Annotated in this window: 1 protein-coding gene; it reads right to left on the bottom strand. The window is 72.8% G+C overall.

Features of this window, described 5'->3' with window-relative positions; genetic code table 11:
* The coding region (locus AR3_RS29105; RefSeq protein ID WP_157406860.1) for a GAF domain-containing sensor histidine kinase at positions 1–922 on the bottom strand (922 nt) is incomplete at both ends.

Raw genomic sequence — 922 nt, 5'->3', positions numbered from 1 at the left:
GTCGCCTGGAACGAGCCGCCCAGACGCTCGGCGCGTTCGGCCATGTTGCGCAGACCGCTGCGACGACCGCCCTCACAAAGGCCCACGCCGTCGTCCTCCACCCGCAGCACCACCTCGTCATCCCGCACATCGACCGCGACCTGGGCCTCACGGGCACGGGCATGCCGCGCCACATTCGACAACGCCTCCCGCGCCACCGCCAGCAGATGCTCGCCGACCTCGTCCGACACGGCGGTGTCCAGCAGCCCGTCCAACCGGACCGACGGCGCGAACCCCAGATGGTCGGCCGCCTCGTCCACCACCGCGTGCAGACGGCTGCGCAGCCCCTCCTCATCCGGACCCGCCTGCAGCGCGAAGATCGTGGAACGGATCTGCCGGATCGTGTCATCCAGATCGTCCACCGCGCGCTGCACCCGCACCGCCACGTCCCGCCGCTGGGTGATCTTGCCCGCGCTCATCAACGTCATCGCCGTGGCGAACAGCCGCTGGATGACGGTGTCGTGCAGATCCCGGGCGATGCGGTCGCGGTCCTCCAGCAGGGCCAGGCGCTCGGCGTCGCGGCGCCGGTCGGCCAGCTCCAACGCCACCGCCGCCTGCCCCGCGAACGCCTCCAGCAACCGCTGGGTGGCATCGCTGAACACTACGGCGCCGGGCGCATTGACCAGCGCGATCACCCCGCGGGCCGAGTCCCCGGACCCCAGGGGGACGATCAGCAGCGGGCCGATCTCCAGCTCGGGCGGCAGATCGATGCCGTCCGTCGCCGCCCGGCCGTCCTCCAGCCGCACCGGCGTACTGGTGCGGAACACGTTCCCGGCGGGGGTCTCCTCCAGCGGGACGGTCAGACCGCGCAGTTCGGCGGCGTGCACGCCGTCGGCGGCCTCGACCACCAGCCGCCCCGAGGTCTCGTCGGCCAGCGCCAGCA

The sequence above is a fragment of the Actinomadura rubrobrunea NBRC 15275 genome (assembly GCF_001552235.1).
Lineage (GTDB): Bacteria > Actinomycetota > Actinomycetes > Streptosporangiales > Streptosporangiaceae > Spirillospora > Spirillospora viridilutea.
Note: the sequence above shows the minus strand (reverse complement) of the source record. Positions and strands in the feature narration are given on the sequence as shown.